Source organism: Streptomyces sp. 840.1 (genome assembly GCF_003751445.1).
In the GTDB taxonomy this organism is placed as follows: domain Bacteria; phylum Actinomycetota; class Actinomycetes; order Streptomycetales; family Streptomycetaceae; genus Streptomyces.
Genome location: NZ_RJUU01000002.1, coordinates 579,864 through 599,008 on the forward strand (window position 1 = coordinate 579,864; position 19,145 = coordinate 599,008).

Here is a 19,145-nt window from a genome sequence, read left to right on the forward strand (position 1 = left end):
CCGGGCACGCGCAGCAGGCGCCCCGTGTTCAAAGCCCCAGGGACTTCCTCAGGAAATCCCGCTCCAGCAGCAACAGACCGCTCGCTGCGCGCTCCTGGCTGACCAGATGGCCGGCGCCCGACAGCGGCAGCACCGTATGCGGCCGGCCGGCGGCCAGCAGCGCTGCGGAGAACCGCAGCGTGTGGGCCACGGCCACATTGTCATCGGCAAGACCGTGCACCAGCATGAGCGGGCGGACCAGGGCCCCGGCCTCCGCCAGGAGGGAACTACGGGTGTACCGGAGCGGAAACACCTCCGGGTGGCCCAGGAACCGTTCCTCCCAATGGGTGTCGTAGAGCCGCCGGTCGATCGACGCCGCACCGGCGATCGCGGCATGGAAGACCTCCGGACGACGCAGCACTGCGGCCGCCGCCAGATAGCCGCTGAACGACCAGCCACGCATCGCCACCCGGGTCAGGTCCAGGTCGGGGTGGAGCTCGGCCGCCGCGTGCAGGGCGTCGGTCTGGTCATCGAGGACCGCGGTGAGACGGTCGCCGTGCACCGCCTTCTCCCAGGCCTCGCCGCGCCCCGGCGTACCCCGGCCGTCGGTCACCAGGACCGCGAAACCCTGCTCCGCGAACCACTGGGCGACCGCGGTCCACCAGGTGCGCACCTTCAGGACGACCTGCATGCCGTGGCCCGCGTAGGGGCTGAGCAGCACCGGCAGCGGACCGTCGCCCGGCCGGTGCCAGGACGGCAGATACAGCCGGCTGCGCAGCTCCCGTTTCCCGAGGCTCAGCTCCAGCGGCCGGGGCGTGACGAGCGGTTCCTCCGCCAGTACGGCGATCCGGCCCACCGGCACGCCCGCTCGCAGCACCGTCACGGTATGGCCGTCCGGAGTCCTGCTGTCGAGCACCACCGTCGGCCCGCCGGCCGACGCCGTGTGCACACCCGGTGTGCCGCTGACGCGTACGAAACCCTCCTCGGGCGCGTCGGTCGCGTACGACCAGACGTGGGTCTCGGTCGGTTCCTCGCACGCGGTGAAGTACACCCTGGCGCCCGCCGCGCCGAGCACCTCACGGACCTGCAGCCCCGGCGGCGTCTCGACGCCGCCGATGTCCAGGCCCTGGGTGTCCCCGCCCGGCCGGGCGGAAACGGCCGGCGCGCCCGAGGGGAGACGCAGCGGAGTGCCGGGCCGCAGTGACACCCAGGCGGTGTCGTGGGACACGTGCACCGGACGGGTGGCGCCCGTCCGCTCGTCCACCTCCAGGACCTGGACGGACCGCTGGTCACGCGTCTGCACCGAGACCAGGGGCCCGACGCTGTCCCAGCCCGCCGTCACGACGTACTCGAAGGCCCGGTCCGTCCAGGCACCCTCGGGGTGACCGGCACCGGCGGCCGGGGGCAGCCGGACATCGGTCCCTTCCCCGGACACCCGGACCAGCCGCAGTGTCACCTCGGCGTTCGGTGTGCCGGCCGCCGGATACGGCACTGCTCGCGGCGGCCGCTCCGGGGCCGCCGGGTCACTGATGTACCGGCGCCGGACCCCGGCGGTGTCCACCCGGGCCACCAGCAGCCCATCGCCGCGCGGCGACCACCAGTAGCCGCGCGAGCGCCCGATCGACTCCTGCGACACGTAGTCCGACAGCCCGTACGTCACGTGCTCGCCCTCCGGGACGGCGAGCACACGGCCGGCCGCCCCGTCGGTCCGTACGGTGTGCAACGCGCCGCCCGACACGTACGCGATCAGCGAACCGTCGGGCGAGGGGCGCGGGTCCACCACCGGTCCCGCCGTGCTGATCCGGCGCGGCGCCCCGCCGTCGGTGCGCACCACCCAGAGGGCGCCCCGAAGCGCGAAGGCCACCAGGCGTGCGGCCGCGTCCGTGGCGTAGGAGACCACGCCGGACGAGGTCTCCCCGGCCCGTTCCCGCCGCGCCAGCTCCGCCGGCGGCACTTCGCCCGGCGCCTCGTCCGCGAAGTCCGGCCCGACGGGATCGGCGAGCATCCGCTCCGCGCCGTTCTCGTACAGCCAGAGCCGGCTCACCGGGTCGGTGCCCGAGGTGCCGCGTACGAACAGCACCCGCTCGCCGTCCGGAGAGACGGTGAACTGCCGGGGCACCCCGAGCGAGAAGCGCCGGGTGCGGGCGAACTGCTGGGGAAACCGCTCGGCGGCGGTGGCGCGGTCATCGGCCGGGGAGCCGGCGGGGGGAGTCATGGCGACACCATGACAGGCCGGAATCGGCCGGAGCCACCGGCCTCTCCTCAGCCGTGCAGCCGTACTGGCAGCCGCCGCACGCTGTTGCCCACGAAGGAAGCGTGCCGGGGCAGTTCGGACTCGGGCACGGCGAGATCGAGGTGGGGGAAGCGTGCGAAGAGCTGCTCCAGTGCCGCGACGCCCTCCATGCGGGCCAGCTGGGCGCCCATGCAGTAGTGCGCGCCATGTCCCAGGGACAGATGGCGGACCCCGCGGTCGCGGGTGAGGTCGAAGCGCCCGGCGTCGGGGCCGTGGGCCGACGGGTCGCGGCCGGCGGCCGAGTACCCGGCGAGCACCGGGGTCCCCCTGGGGATCACGGTGCCGCCGATGTCGAGGTCGCGGGTCGGGTAGCGGAACGGGAAGTAGCTGACCGGGCTGTCCCAGCGCAGCGTCTCCTCGACCACGTCGGCCCAGCTCGCGCCGCCCGACCGCACCAGGTCGAGCTGGTCGCGGTGGGCGCACAGCGCCCGCACGGCGTTGGTGATCAGATTGAGCGTCGTCTCGTGGCCGGCGATGATCGTGAGCATCAGGGTGCCGATCAGCTCGTGCGGGCCGAGCCGGTCGCCGCCCTCCTCGCGGGCCGCGATCAGAGCGCTGGTGAGGTCGTCCCCCGGATTCTGCGTCCGGGCGGCGGCCACCGCGCCCAGCATCTCCACCATCTCCCGGTTGGCCGCCTTCGCCTCCTGCGGGCCGATGTCCGTGGCGACGATCCGGTTGGACAGCTCGTGCAGCCGGTCGTGGAGCGCGGCATCCACGCCGAGCAGCTCGCAGATGACGCCCATCGGCAACGGCAGCGCGAAGTGCGCCCGCAGATCGACGATACCGCCACCCCTCCCGGCCGCCGTTTCGAGGCCGTCCAGCAGGGAGGCCGTCAACGCCTCCGTGCGCGGACGCAGTTCCTCGACCCGGCGCGCGGTGAACGCCTTGCTCATCAGCGAGCGCAGCCGCCGGTGATCGGCCCCGTCGGCGGTGGTCATCCCCTGCACCGTGGCGAACGTCCGCAGCGGCCAGCCGTCGTCGATCGCACCGGCCTGGAGCGCCGCGAAGTGCCGGGCGTCCTTGGCGACATCGGGGTGCGAGAGGAACTCCCTGAGCGCCTCGTGGCCCAGCACCGCCATGCCCTCCACCTCACCGGGCAGGATCACCGACGCGACGGGCCCCCTGCCCAGCAGCCGGGCGTTGGCCGCGTGCGGACAGCCGCCCGCCGGGTCCATGCGGTGCGGGCGAGCGGCTGCGGGTTCCATCGGCTCCGTGCTCAACAGGGCTCTCCAGTCCACCGGTTCAACAGGGCGCTCCAGTTCCCCCGTGGCAGGGGGGCGCCGGGCCGGGGTCTTTCGTTTGTACCAGGCCGGACCGGGCAGCGTGCCGGATCCGGCGAGCCCGGCCCGACCCGAACGAGTGGACCTGGGCCGACAGGTCTGAACCGGGGCCCGGACGGGGAAGTGTCCCGGCGGGAACGGGGGGAATGGGAAACGGGGGAGGGGCCCGGCCGGCACGGCGCAGGGCGCAGCCGTATCCGCCGGTCGCGACCGGACGGAATAGGGGCCGTCAACTCCGTCGAGCGGGGTCCGACGTCCTGGAGTCGGGTATGAACCACAGCATTCGTACGGCTGCCGCTGCTGCGGCTCCCGTCGCCGGAAAGGGATGGTTGTGAGCAACTGGTTGCGGTGTTTCCGCCCGGACCCCGATGCCGGGGCCCGGCTGCTGTGCTTCCCCCACGCGGGTGGTTCGGCCAGCGGCTACTATCCGCTGTCGGCCGAGGTCGCGGGGACGGCGGAGACACTGATCGTGCAGTACCCCGGGCGGCAGGACCGTCTCGCCGAACCGTTCGCCGAACGGCTCGGGGACGTCGTGGACGCGGTGCTGGCCGCGCTGCCCGCGAGCGGCGGCCGGCCACTCGTGATCTTCGGTCACAGCATGGGCGCACTCCTCGCGTTCGAGACCGCGCGCCGGCTGACGGCCGAAGGACGGCCGCCCTCGGCGCTCCTCGTCTCGGGATGCGAGGCCCCGTCACTGCCCCGGCCGGTCCGGACGGCCGGTCCGCCGGACGACGAGGACCTGATCCGGGACATGCGGATGCTGTCCGGCACGGACGAACAGTTGCTGGCCGACCCCGAGATCCTCCGGCTTGCCCTGCCGCCGTTGCGGGCCGACTACGCGATGCTCGCCGCCCGCACCCACGTTCCCGGGCCGCCGCTGCGCTGCCCGGTCGTCGCGCTGAGCGGTGACCGCGACCCCCGGGTCTCCGTCGAGGGTGCGCGGGCCTGGGAGCGGGAGACCGTGGGCGCCTTCGAACTGCGGGTGCTGTCCGGCGGCCACTTCTTCCTGGGTGACCACCTGGACCGTGTCGCGGAACTCGTCGCCGGGTACGCGTCCGGCCGGGCGGCGCGGACCGGCGGCTGAGGCGGTGGGGACCGGCTGAGAACCTGGAGACCGGCTGAGGCGGTGAACACCGCCGGACGCGGCTGAACCGTGGACACCGGTTCAGCCGCGACGGCGTTCCGCCGGCACTCCCAGGGCGGTGAAGAGCTTCTCGGCCTCGGCCCCGTACCGGACGGCGTCCGGCGTGTCACCGAGGGCGTCGGCCGTGCCCGCGAGGGAGGGAGGCCACTCAGCCGATCTCGATGAGCAGATCGCCCGCCTCGACCTGCTGGACCCGGCCGATCGCGAGACGGCGTACGACCCCGGCGGACTGGGCGGTGATCGACGCCTCCATCTTCATGGCCTCGATGGTGGCGACGGTCTGGCCCGCCGACACCGACGCGCCCTCCTCCGCCTGGAGGGTGACGACCCCGGCGAACGGCGCCGCGACATGGCCCTCGTTGGAGCGGTCCGCCTTCTCGGCGGCCTTGACCTCCGTCGCGACGGACCTGTCCCGCACCGACACCGGCCGCAACTGGCCGTTGAGGGTGGCCAGTACGCTGCGGAAGCCGCGCTCGTCGGCCTCGGAGATGGCCTCCAGCTCGATCAGCAGGGTGACACCCGGGTCGAGCGTGACCGTGTGCTCGGTCTCCGTCTCCAGCCCGTACAGGAAGTCCTGCGTCGGCAGGACCGAGGTGTCGCCGTACGCCTCGCGGTGGGCCTCGAACTCCTTGGTCGGGCCGGGGAAGAGCAGCCGGTTCAGGGTCGCGCGGGGCGACTTCTCCAGGCCCTCGCGGTCCTCGTCCGAGAGGTGCGGGGTCTTTGCCCTCGTGGGGCGGCCCTTCAGCGCGCGGGTACGGAACGGCTCGGGCCAGCCGCCGGGCGGGTCACCCAGCTCACCGCGGAGGAACCCGATCACGGAGTCCGGTACGTCGAACTTGCCGGGGTCGGACTCGAAGTCGGCCGCCTCGACGCCCGCACCCACCAGGTGCAGGGCCAGATCGCCCACCACCTTGGACGACGGAGTCACCTTCACCAGCCGCCCGAGCATCCGGTCGGCCGCGGCGTAGCAGTCCTCGATCAGCTCGAAGCGGTCGCCCAGGCCGAGGGCGATCGCCTGCTGGCGCAGGTTGGAGAGCTGCCCGCCGGGGATCTCGTGGTGGTAGATCCGGCCGGTGGGCGAGGCGAGACCGGACTCGAAGGGGGCGTAGACCTTGCGGGTCGCCTCCCAGTACGGCTCCAGGTCACCGACCGCCTGCAGCGAAAGACCGGTCGCACGCTCGGTGTGGTCGGTGGCGGCCACCAGGGCGGACAGCGGCGGCTGGCTGGTCGTGCCGGCCATCGAGGCGACCGCCGCGTCCACCGCGTCCACGCCCGCGTCGATGGCGGCGATCAGTGTGCCGAGCTGCCCGCCCGCCGTGTCGTGGGTGTGCAGGTGCACCGGCAGGTCGAACCGCTCGCGCAACGCGGTGACCAGGGTGCGGGCGGCCGGCGGGCGCAGCAGCCCGGCCATGTCCTTGATGGCGAGGACGTGGGCGCCCGCGTCCACGATCTGCTCCGCGAGGCGCAGGTAGTAGTCCAGCGTGTACAGGGTCTCGCCGGGGTCGGAGAGGTCCGCCGTGTAGCAGAGGGCCACCTCCGCGACCGAAGTGCCGGTGGCGCGCACGGCGTCGATCGCGGGGCGCATCTGGGACACGTCGTTGAGGGCGTCGAAGATCCGGAAGATGTCCATCCCGGCGGTGGCGGCCTCGGCGACGAACGCCTCGGTGACCTCGGTGGGGTAGGGCGTGTAGCCGACCGTGTTGCGGCCCCGCAGCAGCATCTGCGTACAGATGTTGGGCACGGCCTCCCGGATCTTCACCAGCCGTTCCCACGGGTCCTCGGCCAGGAAGCGCAGCGCCACGTCGTAGGTGGCCCCGCCCCAGCATTCGAGGCTCAGCAGCTGCGGTGCGGTCCTGGCCACGTGCGGGGCGACGGCCAGCAGGTCGCGGGTGCGCACCCGGGTGGCGAGCAGCGACTGGTGGGCGTCGCGGAACGTGGTGTCGGTGACGGCCACGGCCGACTGGGCGCGCAGCTCGGCGGCGAAGGCCTCCGGTCCGAGGGCCGCGAGGCGCTGCCGGGAACCGGCGGGCGGCGTCCCGGCCGGCAGGGCCGGCAGCTTGTCGACCGGGTCGATGACGGACGGGCGGGGCCCGTAGGGCCGGTTGACGGTGGTCTCGGCGAGGTAGCCGAGCATGCGGCTGCCCCGGTCGGCCGAGGGACGGGCCCGGATCAGCTCCGGGTGCTCCTCGATGAAGCTCGTCGTGATGCGCCCCGCCCGGAAGTCCGGCTGGTCCAGTACGGCGCCCAGGAACGGCAGGTTGGTCGCCACCCCGCGGATGCGGAACTCGGCGATCGCCCGGCGCGCCCGGCGGGCCGCGTTGGTGAAGTCGTGCCCGTGGCAGGTGAGCTTGACGAGCATGGAGTCGAAGTGGGCCGACACCTCCGCGCCGGTGTGGACGGTGCCGCCGTCCAGGCGCACGCCGGGTCCGCCGGGGGAACGGTAGGCGGAGATGGTGCCGGTGTCCGGCCGGAAGCCGTTGGCCGGGTCCTCGGTGGTGATGCGGCACTGCATCGCGGTGCCGTTCAGCGTGATGTCGTCCTGGGAGAGGTGCAGCTCGGGCAGAGTCATGCCGGCGGCGATGCGCAGCTGGGCGATCACCAGATCGCGGCCGGTGACCTGCTCGGTGACGGTGTGTTCGACCTGGATGCGCGGGTTCATCTCGATGAAGACGTGGTTGCCGCGCTCGTCGACGAGGAACTCGACCGTGCCCGCGTTCACGTACCCGATGTGGTGGGCGAAGGCGACGGCGTCGGCGCAGATCCGGGCCCGCAGCTCCGGGTCGAGGTTCGGGGCGGGCGCGATCTCGATGACCTTCTGGTGGCGGCGCTGCAACGAGCAGTCCCGCTCGTACAGGTGGACGACGTTGCCCTCGGCGTCGGCGAGGATCTGCACCTCGATGTGGCGGGGGTTGATCACCGCCTGCTCCAGGAAGACCGTCGCGTCGCCGAACGCGGAGCGCGCCTCGCGCATGGCCGCGTCGATCGACTCGCGCAGTTCGCCCGCCGAGGCGACCCGGCGCATGCCGCGTCCGCCGCCGCCCGCGACGGCCTTGACGAAGACGGGGAAGCCGATGTCGTCGGCCGCGGCGACGAGCGCGTCGACATCCTCGGAGGGCTCGGACGACTTCAGCACCGGTACGCCGGCCTCCCGGGCGGCGGCGACCGCGCGGGACTTGTTCCCCGTCAGGTTCAGCACCGAGGCGGGCGGTCCGACGAACGTGATGCCGGCCTCGGAGCACGCGGCGGCGAGGTCCGGGTTCTCCGACAGGAAGCCGTAGCCGGGGTAGACCGCGTCGGCGCCCGCCTTCCGGGCCGCCTTGACGACCTCGTCGACCGAGAGGTAGGCGCGCACGGGGTGTCCGGGCTCCCCGATCCGGTACGCCTCGTCGGCCTTCGCCCGGTGGAGTGAGTTGCGGTCCTCGTGGGGATACACCGCCACCGTGGAGATCCCGAGCTCGAACGCGGCGCGGAACGCGCGGATCGCGATCTCACCGCGGTTGGCGACCAATACCTTGTCGAACATCAAACTCCCCAGTCGTGTCACGAGCGCGTGGCGTCAGGACGGGCGATGTCGCACGGGTGCACCGTTCGGTGTCCCGTGGTCACTCGGCTGCGGCGAACCTCTCCGTGCCCTTTCGGGCCCGAAGCGTTCGACACCGTACCGGAGACCTACCCACAGTTGGCGGACACACGAGATGGCCTGCGTCACGTGCCGAGTGTCCCGTGATCTCCCGGTTCCTGGAGGTTCGCCGGGACCGGCCTGCCGGCCTCGAAGTGCCCGTGGGCCGGCCGGTCCCTGGGCCTCCGCTCGTGCTCACCCGGGTTCGCCGGCCGCCTTCGCGGCGAGGTAGCGGGCGGGGAACTCGCCGCCGCCGTGCACCGCCAGGTCCGCCCCGTTGACGTAGCCCGACAGTTCGCTCGCCAGGAAGAGGCAGGCGCGGGCGACGTCCTCGGGCACGGCCATCCGGCCCATCGGGACAAGGCCCGCCACCGAGGCCCCGCCGTCCGCGCCGTAGACCGAGGCCGCGCTTGGGGTGCGGACCAGCCCCGTGGTGATGTGGTTGACCCGTACCGAGGGCGCCCACTCCAGGGCCAGCGCCTTGGTGAGCGCCAGGAGACCGGCCTTGGCGGCGGTGTACGCGGCGGTGCCGGGCTGCGGGTCGTGGGCGGAGACGCTGCCGATGTTGATGATCGAACCGCCGCCGTCCCGGGCCCGCATGACGCGGTTGGCGGCCTGCGCCACGTAGAACGGTGCGAGGAGGTTGAGCGCGACGACCTTCTCGACGAAGCGCGGTGAGACGGTGGCCGCGTCGGCGTCCGGGGAGCCGCCCGCGTTGTTGACGAGTACGTCGAGCCGGCCGAAGCGCTCCACCGCGGTGTCCACCAGCGAGGCCGCCGCCGCCGGGTCGCGCACATCGGTGGCGACGAAGACGGCCTCCCGGTCCCCGGCCGACGGCAGGGAGTCCGGGGCGGTGCGGCCGCAGACCACCACGTCGGCCCCGGCCCCGAGGAACGCCCCGGCGATGGCGGCCCCGATGCCCTTGGTGCCGCCGGTGACCAGCACGACGCGCCCGGTGAAGGCCGGCGGGGTGTCGATGTGCATGACGTCGGTGCCTCTCTCTGTGAGTGTGCCGGTGTGCCGTGTTCAGTGCCCGGCGTACGCCGTCGGGCCGGCGCGGCGCGGTCAGCCGGCCAGCACCCGGGCCCGGCACGCGGCCGGGGTGCCCCAGGCGTCGCGCAGGGGCCGGGCCTTGCGGATCCACAGGGACAGGTCGAGTTCGTCCGTGTAGCCCACCGCCCCGTGCAGCTGGAGGGCGGCCCGCGCCGCCCGGTACGCGGCCTCGCCGGCCGTGACCTTGGCCGCGGCGATCTCCCGCCCCGCCCCGTCGTCACCGGCGGCGAGCGCCAGCGCGGCGCCGTGCACCAGCGGTTCGGTGAACTCCAGGGCCAGCAGGGTGTCCGCCAGCCGGTGCTTGACCGCCTGGAAGGAGCCGATCGCCACGCCGAACTGGGTGCGCCGGGTGACGTGGGCGACGGTACGGGCGAGCAGGGTGCGGCCGACCCCGAGAGCCTGGGCCGCCGTGGCGAGCGCGGCGACGTCGGCCGCGTACGTCGCCGCGGCGGTGACCGCCGGCCCCCGGGCGACGACCGCGCCGCCGGACGGCCTTGAGAGCCGCCGCGCCGGATCGGCCGACGGCTGCACGGGGCCGGGCCCGGCGGCGACGCGCAGGGTGTCGCCGTCCACCACGAACACCGCGTCGGCCACGTCGCCGTCCAGGGCGTACGGGCCGAAGGAGGTCATACAGAGCGAGGCGAGGGACTTGCCCGAGGCGATGGCGGGCAGCCGGGCGGCGGCCGTTTCCGCGTCCCCGAGCCGGTCCAGCAGCGCGGCCGCGGCCACCGTCTCGACCAGCGGACCGGGAACCGCGTGGCGCCCCAGCACCTCGAAGGCGACGGCGAGTTCGACGGGCAGCGGGCCGAAGCCCTCGTGCTCCCGGGGGACCGCGAGCGCGAACACCCCGGCCTCGGCCAGCCGGGTCCAGAGGGCCCGCCCCGGGCCGTGGTCGCCCTCGGCCCAGGAGCGGACCGCGGCCGGGGTGCCGCCGGAGGTGAGCAGTGCGTCGAGGGAGCGGGCGAACTCCCGCTGCTCGGCGTCGGGGAAGAAGCGCATCACCGGCGTCCCTTCGGCAGTCCGAGCAGCCGCTCGGCGATGATGTCGCGCTGGATCTCGTTGGTGCCCGCGTACACGGGACCGGCCAGGGAGAAGGTGTACCCCTCGGCCCAGGCCCCGTCCTCGGGCGACTCGCCCGCGTGGTCGGCGAGTTCGCCGTACGGGCCGAGCAGGTCGAGCGCCGTCTCGTGCAGAGCGATGTCCAGTTCGGACCAGTAGATCTTGTTGAGGCTGGAGGCGGCCGCGGCCGGCCCGCCCTCGTCGTGCAGTACGTGGGAGGCGCCCCGGTAGGAGAACAGCCGGTAGGCGCGTGCGCCGATCACGGCATCGGCCACCCGGTCGCGCAGTGCCGTGTCGGCCGGGTCGCCGTGTTCGCGCCACAGGGCGGTGAGCCGGTCCGCAGCCGCGGTGAACCGGCCCGGACTGCGCAGGGTGAGTCCGCGTTCGTTCCCGGTGGTGCTCATCGCGACCCGCCAGCCCTGTCCGGGCTCACCGATGACGTCCTCGTCCGGGACGAACACCTCGTCCAGGAAGAGTTCGGCGAAGGCGGGCTTCCCGTCGAGCCGCCCGATGGGCCGCACGGTGACCCCGTCGGCCCCCAGCGGGAACATCAGATACGTCAGTCCCCGGTGCGGCCGGTCCGCGTCCGGGTCGCTGCGGAACAGGCCGAAGGCGCGGTCCGCGAAGGCGGCCCGGGACGACCAGGTCTTCTGGCCGCTGAGCAGCCAGCCGCCCTCGGTGCGTACGGCCTTCGAACGCAGCGAGGCCAGGTCCGATCCGGCCTCCGGCTCCGACCAGGCCTGCGCCCAGATGACCTCGCCGCGTGCCATCGCCGGCAGGATCCGGTCCCGCTGCCCGGCGGTGCCGTTCTCGAAGAGGGTGGGGGCCAGCAGGCTGATGCCGTTCTGGCTGACCCGGCCGGGCGCGCCGGCGGCGTAGTACTCCTCCTCGAAGACCAGCCAGCGCAGCAGCGAGCCGCCGCGCCCGCCGAACTCCTCGGGCCAGGACACCACCGACCAGCGGTCGGCGGCCAAGGTCGCCTCCCACTCCCGGTGGGCGGCGAATCCGGCGGCGGTCTCCAGGGACGGCAGGGGAGCGGCCGGTACGTGGGCGGCGAGCCAGTCGCGCACCTCGGTCCTGAACTCCTCGTCGCCCGCGTCGAGATCGAGGTCCATCAGGCACCCGCCTCCTTCATCGCCCGGATGTCCATGCCGCCGAGCGCGTCGGGCGCGGTCGCGGCGTTGTGGGCGTGTGCCAGGTGGTGCAGGCCGAAGACCGAGTCCATCCCGGCGTGCATGCCCTGCAGATCCTCGGCCTGGTTGACGGCGCGCTTGGTCAGGGCGAGGCCCAGACGCGGCATCTCGGAGATCCGCAGCGCCAGTTCGCGGGTGCGCTCGGGCAACTCGGCCCTGGGCACCACCCGGTTGACCATTCCGATCTCGTAGGCGCGCCGCGCGCTCATCCGGTCGCCTGTGTAGAGGAACTCCTTGGCGATCCGGGGCGGCATCACCCAGGGGTGCGCGAAGTACTCGACACCCGGAATGCCCATGCGGACCACCGGATCGGCGAAGAACGCGTCCTGCGCCGCCACGATCAGATCGCACACCCAGGCCAGCATCAGGCCGCCCGCCACACACGCGCCCTGGACGGACGCGATGACCGGCTTCGGCAGCTCCCGCCACCGCCGGCACATCCCCAGATACACCTCGGACTCGCGGGCGAAGCGGCTCTCCGCGCCCGCCTTGTCCGAGTGGTCCCACCAGAGTCCCGCCCGGCGTTCGAAGGGGAGATGGGCGTCCCGCTCCGGGGTACCGATGTCGTGCCCGGCGGAGAAGTGCTCGCCCGCTCCGGCCAGTACGACGGTCTTCACCTCGCTGTCGTCGGCCGCGCGGTAGAACGCCCGGTCCAGTGCGTAGGTCATCGCGGAGTTCTGCGCGTTGCGGTAGTCGGGCCGGTTCATGGTCACCGTGGCGACGGGGCCCTGCTTCTCGTAGCGCACCGGTTCGTCGTGGGCAGCGGGCATCGGCTCCTCCTTCCCTAACAAGTGTTTGGTAGATTAACGTACCCCCATGAGCAGCGTCGAGGAGTTCCGCGCCGGGATCCGTGGCCGGCCGCAGACCTCACCGCCGGAGCCGCGGAGATCCCACGACACCTGGTTCGACACCATCGCCGAGCGCGTCCTCGGCCTGCCCGAGGGGATCCGCCCGTGACCACCCAGCCGTCCTACGTAGCAGGGCACTCCCTCCTGACCGGACGCACCGCCGTGATCACCGCCGCCGCCGGCGCCGGGATCGGCGGGGCGACGGCCCGCAGGTTCCTGGAGGAGGGCGCCCGGATCGTCATCGGTGACGCCCACGCCCGCCGGCTGGGGGAGAGCGCCACCGCCCTGGCCGAGGAGTTCGGCGACAGAAACGTCGCCGCACTGCCCTGCGACGTCACCGACCAGGAACAGGTCGACGCCCTCTTCGCGTTCGCCGCCGAGCGCCACGGCGGCCTCGACATCGTCGTCAACAACGCGGGACTCGGCGGCACCGCCGACCTCGTCGACATGGGCGACGAGCAGTGGTCGAAGGTCCTCGACGTCACCCTGAACGGCACCTTCCGCTGCACCCGCGCCGCCCTGCGCCACTTCAAGGACCGGGCGGGCGGCGGCACCGTCGTCAACAACGCCTCCGTCGTCGGCTGGCGCGCCCAGCGCGGCCAGGCCCACTACGCCGCCGCGAAGGCCGGCGTGATGGCCCTGACCCGGTGCGCGGCCCTGGAGGCCGCCGACTACGGCGTACGCGTCAACGCCGTCGCCCCGAGCCTGGCCATGCACCCGCACCTGGTGAAGGTCACCACCCCCGGACTGCTGGCCGAACTCACCGAACGCGAGGCCTTCGGCCGGTACGCCGAACCCTGGGAGGTCGCCAACGTCATCGTCTTCCTGGCCAGCGGCTACTCCTCGTACATGACGGGGGAGACCGTCTCCGTCAGCAGCCAGAGGGCGTGAGCGCCATCGCCGGGAACGCGAACGCCGAACGGCGCGCCGAACTCCTGGCGACCGCCGCCGAGGTGTTCGCCGCCCTGGGGTACAGCGCCACCACCGTCCGCCGCATCGCGGACGAGGCGGGGCTGCTCGCGGGCAGCCTCTACTACCACTTCGACTCCAAGGAGTCGATGCTGGACGAGATCCTCTCCGCCTTCCTGGACGAGCTGTGGGCGGGTTACGGCAGCGTCCTCGACGCCGGACTCGGGCCCGGGGCGACCATCGAGGCGCTCGTCACCCAGTCCTTCCGGCAGATCGACCGGCACCGCCCGGCGGTCGCCATCTACCAGAAGGAGTCCGGACAGCTCTCCGCCCAGCCGCGCTTCGCCTACCTCACCGGCTCCCGGGCGAAGTTCGAGGACGCCTGGCTGCGGACCCTGGAACGCGGCGTGGCCGAGCACGCCTTCCGAAGCGACCTGGACGTCAGGCTCGTCTACCGCTTCGTCCGCGACACCGTCTGGGTCGCCGCCTCCTGGTACCGGCCCGGCGGCACCCACAGCCCGGAGGAGATCGCCCGCCAGTACCTGTCCATGGTCCTGGACGGCATCACACCCCGTACCTGACAACCCACCGCCCTCCCGAACGAAGGAGCAGTCATGGCCGAGGCCTACATCGTCGACGCGGTACGCACCCCGGTCGGCCGGCGCGGGGGCGGACTGTCCGCCGTCCACCCCGCCGACCTCGGGGCGCACGTCATCAAGGCACTGATCGAGCGCAGCGGAGTCGACCCGGCGGCCGTGGAGGACGTCGTCTTCGGCTGCCTGGACACCGTCGGCCCGCAGGCCGGGGACATCGCCCGGACCGCGTGGCTCGCCGCAGGTCTTCCCGAGGAGGTGCCCGGCACCACCGTCGACCGGCAGTGCGGCTCCTCGCAGCAGGCCGTCCACTTCGCCGCCCAGGGCGTGCTTTCCGGCACCCAGGACCTCGTCGTCGCGGGCGGCACCCAGAACATGTCGATGATCCCCATCGCCTACGCCGGCCGCCGGGCCGCCGAACCCCTGGGGCTCACCGACGGCCCGTACGCGGGCTCCGTGGGCTGGCGCGCCCGCTACGGCGACGCGCCCGTCAACCAGTTCCACGGCGCCGAACTCATCGCCGGGAAATGGGGGATCAGCCGCCTGGACATGGAGGAGTTCGCCCTGCGCTCGCACCGGCGGGCCCTGCACGCCATCGACGAGGGCCGTTTCGACCGCGAGACCGTCGCCTACGGGGACGTCCGGGTCGACGAGGGGCCGCGCCGTGACACCTCGCTGGAGAAGATGGCCGGTCTCAAGCCGGTCGTCGAGGGCGGCAGGCTGACCGCCGGGGTCTCCTCACAGGTCTCCGACGGCGCCTCGGCACTGCTCATCGCCTCGGAGCGGGCCGTCGCCGAGCACGGCCTGACCCCCCGCGCCCGCGTGCACCACCTCTCGGTACGCGGCGAGGACCCCATCCGGATGCTCTCGGCGCCGATCCCGGCGACGGCCTACGCCCTGAAGAAGGCCGGCATGTCCATCGGCGACATGGACCTGATCGAGATCAACGAGGCGTTCGCCCCGGTCGTCCTGGCCTGGCTGAAGGAGACCGGCGCCGACCCGGACAAGGTCAACGTCAACGGCGGCGCCATCGCGCTCGGCCACCCGCTCGGCGCCACCGGCACAAAACTGATGACGACCCTGCTGCACGAACTGGAGCGCACCGGCGGCCGATACGGTCTGCAGACCATGTGCGAGGGCGGCGGCCAGGCCAACGTGACCATCATCGAACGCCTCTGACGGACCTGACGAACCGGTGGCACGGGCTGCCGCTGTCGCTCCACCGGTGCGTCCCGGCCGGGCCCGGTGCCTCAGCGAGCCGTCCGGTCCGGGATCGTCGGCAGGACCTTCTCCGCGATGTCGAGGAGGGCGCCGTCGTCGGGGAAGGCCCCGGACTGGCTCCATACGGTGATGTCGTAGTAGCCGCCCTTGTCCTTCCGGTCGAGAGCCACGGACAGCGTCCTGGCGACGGGACCTTCCTCGGCGGGCGCGGTGGAACCCTTGCTGCCCAGGCTGAACTCGAACTGCATGGTGCGCTCGGAGGAGAAGACCGCGGGTCTGCCGAGAATCGTGTCCGTCCTGATGTTCTCGCCGCCCGTCCTCATCATCTTCACGTACTGGGCGATCGACAGGTGGTTGTACGTGGCCGAGAGGTTCACGGTGTACGTGTCGAACTGGACCCGGGCTTCGGGCTCGGCGACCTTCCCGGCGGTCAGGGCCGCGGTACCGCTGGAACCGGAGGCCGAGGTCGCCGTCTCGTCGGGCGTTCCGACGAGCTGCGCCAGGTCGGGACGGTTGAGTGCCTTGCACAGTTCGTCACCGGTCACGGCCTTCGGTGTCCTGGCGTACGCCTTCGGCAGCTTCTCGTCCTCGCCCGGACAGGAGACGGGCGCGGGGGTGTTGTCGCCGCCCTCTGTCATATGGGGGACCACCCACACCGCTGCCGCGAGTGCCCCGAGCAGACCCACGGCGGCGAAGGCCTGCCCCCAGGCGTTGGGCTCCTTCGCCGGCGTCGCGGGCACGGTTGCGGGCTGCGGCTGCGGCTGCGGCTGTTGTGCCTGCGTCTGAGCCGGCATCAGTACCTGCGCCTGCGACTGCGGCACAGTGCCGTCCGCACCCGCGGCCTCCCCGGCCGCGGGCAGCGGCTGGTTCAGGGTCCGGCGTGCGCGCAGTACGCGGACCACCTCGTGGATGCGGACCGCGGTGACCAGGAGAACGGCTACGCCCAGACCGGCCGGGATCCACTCCTGATCGCGGATGGCGGCATATATGAGGCCTACGCCGAAGACCGATCCGAACAGGATGAATATGGGCTCGCGGATCCAGAAGGGCAGGACGCGAAGGATTAGACCGAGCATTCGGTGATCTCACCAGAGCAGGTCGGCTACCGCTGTGATGGAAGCCACAATTCCGGGCAGGTGCAGGCCTTTGCTGTGAACTGTTATCCAAGGTCAGGCCCGCAACACGCCAGTTCGCCCCGCCAGGGGCCGTGAGTCCCGCACCGCCCCCTGCGCCCGTCCGTACATCAGGGGCCCGGGTCCGCCCCCGGCAGCGACTTCAGCGTCGTCCGCGCCTCATCCATGATCCGCTCGACCAGCTCCGCACAGGACGGCAGATCGTCGATCAGACCTGCCACCTGCCCCGAGGCCATCACCCCGATGTCGGTGCGGCCCTCGACCATCGAAGCCTTGAGCAGCATCGGTGTGTTGGCGGCCAGCAGCACCTGGCTCCAGGTCAGTTCCCTGCCGTGTCTCATCGCCAGCCCGTCGCGGACCAGTGCGCGCCGGCTCGCTCCGGTCTCCTTCCGGAACGCCGAGGCGTGCCGGACCGCCGCCAGCAGGGAGGCCGCCCGTCCGGACCGCTCCAGCGTGTCGACCATCTCGGTGCGCAGCATCCGGTGCGGCAGGCCGTCGACCCGGTCGGTGACCGTGACGTCCTTGACGGTGGCGGCCAGGTACTTGGCCTTCACCGCCGCCGGGACGGTGCTGTCGGAGGTCAGCAGGAAGCGCGTCCCCATCCCGATGCCGGCCGCCCCGTAGGCGAGCGCGGCGACCAGTCCCCGGCCGTCGTGGAAGCCGCCCGCCGCGACGACCGGGATGTCCACCGCGTCCACGACCTGGGGGAGCAGCACGGTGGTGGCCACATCGCCCGTGTGGCCGCCGCCCTCGCCGCCCTGCACCATCACCGCGTCGGCGCCCCACGCGGCGACCTTCTCCGCGTGCCGCCGGGCGCCCACGGACGGGATGACGACGACGCCCGCGTCCTTGAGCCGCGCGATCAGCTCCTTCGACGGGGCGAGCGCGAACGACGCAACCCGCACCCCCTCCTCGATCATGATCCGTACCCGCTCGGCCGCGTCGCCCGCGTCCGCCCGCAGATTGACGCCGAACGGCGCGTCCGTGCGGGACTTGACCTCGCGCACCGCCGCACGCAGCTGCCCGGCGGTCATCGTCGCGGAGGCCAGGATGCCCAGCGCGCCCGCGTTCGCGGAGGCGGACACCAGCCGGGGACCGGCCACCCACCCCATGCCGGTCTGCACGATCGGATACCGCACCCCGGTCAGTTCGGTGAGCGCGGTCGGCAGCGGCGCGGGCCCCGTCATGCCGGGACCTCGCGCTCGCGCAGCCCCTTGGGGTCGATGACCTCGCGGATCAGCCGGAGTTCCGCCTCCGAGGGGTCCCGGGTGAGCGGCACCTCGTCGGGGATCGTGAGGGCGAAGCCGGTGGCCCCGGTGACCTCCTCGACGCCCACCCCGGGGTGCAGGGAGCGCAGCCGCATGGTGCGGTCGGGGGTCTCGAAGTCGAAGACGCCCAGATTGCTGATGACTTCGGGGATGCGGTGGTAGCGGGTCGCGGAGGGCCCGGCCGCCGCCGCCCGCTCGTAACCGACCCCGCTGACCATGTCGACGTGCTCGACGAACACCCGGGAGGAGTGCTTGGGCACCCAGTAACTCGTCGGGTTGTTCAGGGTGTTGACCGGGGCGCCGCGCACTCCGAGCAGCTGCCGCGCCGGTTTGGACCAGGGGCCGATGCAGGAGATGTTCTGGTTGCCGTGCCGGTCGATCTGGCTGGCGCCCATCATCACGTGCCGGCGGCCGGTCGCGGTGAGCGTCAGGTGCTGACGGAACGGCAGCCAGCCCTCGATGCTCGCCGCCCGCGCCCCCAGCGCGGGGGTGTCGCCGGTCAGCAGCGCCTCCCCGTCGGTCAGCAGGAGATCGGGCGAGAAGGTGAGCCTGGCCAGCCGCGCCCCGATGGCCGGGACGGTGCCCATCGGGCTGGCGAGGATCTCGCCGGCGTCCCGCCACGCCTCGGCGCAGGCCACCACGCAGTACTCCGCGCGGCTCGCCGCCGCGTTCCCGGTGGCCTCGGTGCCGCTCATGCTTCCTCCTGGTGGAACGCGGTGACGGCGGCCTGGTAGGCGGCCTCGTCGCCGGACAGGAACCGTTCGGCGAAGGCGGGCCACGCCTCGGGGTCGCGGGCGGCTCGGACGTAGGCGCGCTGGAAGCTCTCGTCCCGGTCGTGGTCGGGCACGCAGGAGGTGAAGTGCGCGCCGTTCGGTGTCTCGACGACCCCGTCCACGAACAGCCGCTTGACCAGTAGCGTCTGCGGCCCGTGCTCCTTGAGCAGATCCGCCGTCTGGACGATCCGCTCGCAGGAGAGGTAGCTGTGGTCGGCGGCCTCGCAGAACAGGTCGTCGAAGTACGGGTCCGGGCCCAGGTACTGGCCGTTGCCCTGAACGTCCGCGCGGTTCAGATGGACCAGGGCGGCGTCCAGGCGCAGCGCCGGTGCCGCGACCAGCGTCTCCCCGTCGTCGTACGGCGAAGTGACCGTGCGCAGAGCGGGGTTGACCGTCATCAGGTCCGAGCCGAGGCCGGCCCGCACCGGCATGAACGGCAGTCGCTGTGCGCCCGCCGTCAGCCCCCACATCATCATCGCCTCGTCGAGCTCGGCCATCTCGAACGCGCCGCGCTGCCGGGCGGCGGTGAAGTGGGGCTCCAGCGGTATGGAGTCGAGCGTCCCGAACGCCGCGACCAGCTTGCGGATCCTTCCCGCGGCGGCGAGCAGTCCGACATCGGGCCCGCCGTACGACACCACGGTCAGATCGGTGACGTCCGAACGCAGCAGCGCCCGCACCAGGGCCATCGGCTTGCGGCGCGATCCCCAGCCGCCGATGCCGAGTGTCATCCCGCTCTCCAGCCGGCCGACGACGTCATCGGCCGTCATCGTCTTGTCGTGT

Annotated in this window: 16 protein-coding genes; 5 read left to right on the plus strand and 11 right to left on the minus strand. The window is 72.8% G+C overall.

What is annotated here, in order from left to right; genetic code table 11:
* Nucleotides 1-28 precede the first annotated feature (28 nt).
* Complete coding sequence (locus EDD93_RS28940) at nucleotides 29-2,194, minus strand: prolyl oligopeptidase family serine peptidase (RefSeq protein WP_123528437.1); 2,166 nt, start codon at nucleotides 2,192-2,194, stop codon at nucleotides 29-31.
* A 47-nt stretch (nucleotides 2,195-2,241) separates the two neighbouring features.
* A complete protein-coding gene (locus tag EDD93_RS28945; RefSeq protein WP_260255973.1) occupies nucleotides 2,242-3,477 on the minus strand; it encodes a cytochrome P450 in 1,236 nt (411 codons plus the stop codon).
* Between the two features lie 406 nt (nucleotides 3,478-3,883).
* Between EDD93_RS28945 and EDD93_RS28950 the strand changes: the two genes are divergently transcribed.
* Nucleotides 3,884-4,636, plus strand: a complete 753-nt coding sequence (locus EDD93_RS28950; protein ID WP_260255974.1) for a thioesterase II family protein — start codon at nucleotides 3,884-3,886, stop codon at nucleotides 4,634-4,636.
* Between the two features lie 208 nt (nucleotides 4,637-4,844).
* Here EDD93_RS28950 and EDD93_RS28955 read toward each other — a convergent pair whose 3' ends face one another.
* From EDD93_RS28955 to EDD93_RS28975, 5 genes are all read right to left on the minus strand, one after another.
* Complete coding sequence (locus EDD93_RS28955; protein WP_123528440.1) at nucleotides 4,845-8,219, minus strand: pyruvate carboxylase; 3,375 nt, start codon at nucleotides 8,217-8,219, stop codon at nucleotides 4,845-4,847.
* Between the two features lie 291 nt (nucleotides 8,220-8,510).
* On the minus strand, nucleotides 8,511-9,299 hold the full coding sequence (locus tag EDD93_RS28960; protein WP_123528441.1) for an SDR family oxidoreductase: 789 nt from the start codon (nucleotides 9,297-9,299) through the stop codon (nucleotides 8,511-8,513).
* Between the two features lie 81 nt (nucleotides 9,300-9,380).
* The gene (locus EDD93_RS28965) at nucleotides 9,381-10,367 is read right to left on the minus strand and encodes an acyl-CoA dehydrogenase family protein (protein ID WP_123528442.1); all 987 of its coding nucleotides are present in this window, start codon (nucleotides 10,365-10,367) and stop codon (nucleotides 9,381-9,383) included.
* The gene (locus tag EDD93_RS28970) at nucleotides 10,367-11,542 is read right to left on the minus strand and encodes an acyl-CoA dehydrogenase family protein (protein WP_123528443.1); all 1,176 of its coding nucleotides are present in this window, start codon (nucleotides 11,540-11,542) and stop codon (nucleotides 10,367-10,369) included. Before EDD93_RS28970 ends, EDD93_RS28965 begins: the two co-directional genes overlap by 1 nt.
* Nucleotides 11,542-12,390, minus strand: coding sequence for an enoyl-CoA hydratase (locus EDD93_RS28975; protein WP_123528444.1), 849 nt, complete (start codon nucleotides 12,388-12,390; stop codon nucleotides 11,542-11,544). The genes EDD93_RS28970 and EDD93_RS28975 overlap by 1 nt, the downstream gene beginning before the upstream one ends.
* Nucleotides 12,391-12,436: 46 nt before the next feature.
* Between EDD93_RS28975 and EDD93_RS39715 the strand changes: the two genes are divergently transcribed.
* Genes EDD93_RS39715 through EDD93_RS28990 form a run of 4 tightly spaced genes read left to right on the plus strand, consistent with a single transcriptional unit; the run spans nucleotide 12,437 to nucleotide 15,149 of the window.
* Nucleotides 12,437-12,577, plus strand: coding sequence for a hypothetical protein (locus EDD93_RS39715; RefSeq protein ID WP_185092555.1), 141 nt, complete (start codon nucleotides 12,437-12,439; stop codon nucleotides 12,575-12,577).
* Entirely contained in the window at nucleotides 12,574-13,359 is a 786-nt protein-coding gene (locus EDD93_RS28980; protein WP_123528445.1) for an SDR family oxidoreductase, read from the plus strand. The genes EDD93_RS39715 and EDD93_RS28980 overlap by 4 nt, the downstream gene beginning before the upstream one ends.
* Nucleotides 13,356-13,958 carry a TetR/AcrR family transcriptional regulator gene (locus EDD93_RS28985; RefSeq protein ID WP_123528446.1) on the plus strand — a complete coding sequence of 201 codons (603 nt, stop codon included), beginning with the start codon at nucleotides 13,356-13,358 and terminating at the stop codon, nucleotides 13,956-13,958. Before EDD93_RS28980 ends, EDD93_RS28985 begins: the two co-directional genes overlap by 4 nt.
* A gap of 33 nt (nucleotides 13,959-13,991) precedes the next feature.
* Entirely contained in the window at nucleotides 13,992-15,149 is a 1,158-nt protein-coding gene (locus EDD93_RS28990) for an acetyl-CoA C-acetyltransferase (protein ID WP_123528447.1), read from the plus strand.
* A 71-nt stretch (nucleotides 15,150-15,220) separates the two neighbouring features.
* Here EDD93_RS28990 and EDD93_RS28995 read toward each other — a convergent pair whose 3' ends face one another.
* The 4 genes from EDD93_RS28995 to EDD93_RS29010 form a co-directional block, all read right to left on the minus strand.
* Nucleotides 15,221-16,267: a DUF6215 domain-containing protein gene (locus EDD93_RS28995; RefSeq protein ID WP_123528448.1), complete on the minus strand. Its 1,047-nt coding sequence runs from the start codon at nucleotides 16,265-16,267 to the stop codon at nucleotides 15,221-15,223.
* A gap of 167 nt (nucleotides 16,268-16,434) precedes the next feature.
* Nucleotides 16,435-17,493, minus strand: a complete 1,059-nt coding sequence (locus EDD93_RS29000) for a nitronate monooxygenase (RefSeq protein WP_123529405.1) — start codon at nucleotides 17,491-17,493, stop codon at nucleotides 16,435-16,437.
* 14 nt (nucleotides 17,494-17,507) lie between these two features.
* Entirely contained in the window at nucleotides 17,508-18,287 is a 780-nt protein-coding gene (locus EDD93_RS29005; protein WP_123528449.1) for a CoA-transferase subunit beta, read from the minus strand.
* Complete coding sequence (locus EDD93_RS29010; RefSeq protein ID WP_123529407.1) at nucleotides 18,284-19,132, minus strand: CoA transferase subunit A; 849 nt, start codon at nucleotides 19,130-19,132, stop codon at nucleotides 18,284-18,286. The genes EDD93_RS29005 and EDD93_RS29010 overlap by 4 nt, the downstream gene beginning before the upstream one ends.
* Nucleotides 19,133-19,145 lie beyond the last annotated feature (13 nt).